Here is an 842-nt window from a genome sequence, read left to right on the forward strand (position 1 = left end):
CGGCCTGGCCAAGGCCTGACCTGACCTGACTGACCTGGCCGGAGCAACGCACGAGCCCCGTCGCACCCATTCTGTGCGGCGGGGCTCGTCGCTGAGTCAGATGGGGGAGCATCTGAGTGTTGCAGTGATATCATTGCAACACTCCACGGAGGTGCCATGACTGCCATTACTATTCGCAAGCTCCCCGAGTCGGCGAAGCAGAGCCTGCGCATGCGGGCCGCCTCGAACGGTCGCTCGATGGAGGCGGAAGCGCGCAGCATCCTGCTCGACGCCTTGGCCGACTCCGGGCGTGCAGAGATCACCTGGATCGAGCAGCTCATCGCCGTGGGTGTCGAAGTGGGCGGGGTCGACCTTCCAGACGGCCCAGAGGAGCCCGCGCCGAGTGCTGATCTGAGTGGGGTCCGCTGAGGGTGATCATCCTCGACACCAATGTGATCTCCGAGTTGATGCGCGGAGACGAAGCGGACGCGCGTGTTCTCACCTGGGTCCGGTCGCGCCCGCAGTTGCCGGTGACCACTGTGCTCAATCGAGCCGAGATCATGGCGGGGATTGCCCTTCTGCCTGCCGGACGGCGACGGTCACGATTGCAGGAGGTCGCCGACCAGGCCTTTTCTCGCATGGGAGTTTGCCTGCCCTTTGCCCACGCGTGTGCCGCCCACTATGCCGACATCGTCGCTGCCCGACAGGCGAAGGGCGCCCCGATCGCCACCATGGATGCCCTGATAGCGGCCCTCGCTCGCGAAGCCGAGGCGACGATCGCGACGCGGAATACCGCCGATTTCGATCATCTGGGCCTGCAGATCGTCAACCCCTGGCAAGGCGACTGACCCTGCCCGATGGGG

At 65.6% G+C, this 842-nt stretch carries 2 protein-coding genes; both read left to right on the forward strand.

Going from position 1 to position 842, the window contains the following annotated elements:
* The first annotated feature begins 156 nt into the window (after nt 1-156).
* The gene (locus KILIM_RS21870) at nt 157-408 is read left to right on the forward strand and encodes a FitA-like ribbon-helix-helix domain-containing protein (RefSeq protein WP_006594948.1); all 252 of its coding nucleotides are present in this window, start codon (nt 157-159) and stop codon (nt 406-408) included.
* A gap of 2 nt (nt 409-410) precedes the next feature.
* The gene (locus tag KILIM_RS21875) at nt 411-827 is read left to right on the forward strand and encodes a type II toxin-antitoxin system VapC family toxin (protein WP_006594949.1); all 417 of its coding nucleotides are present in this window, start codon (nt 411-413) and stop codon (nt 825-827) included.
* Nucleotides 828-842 lie beyond the last annotated feature (15 nt).

The organism is Kineosphaera limosa NBRC 100340, assembly GCF_000298215.1.
Taxonomy (GTDB): domain Bacteria; phylum Actinomycetota; class Actinomycetes; order Actinomycetales; family Dermatophilaceae; genus Kineosphaera; species Kineosphaera limosa.

Excerpts from the sequence above, each read along its gene's own strand:
- KILIM_RS21870 (WP_006594948.1), top strand. The coding sequence starts at position 157 with ATGACTGCCATTACTATTCGCAAGCTCCCCGAGTCGGCGAAGCAGAGC.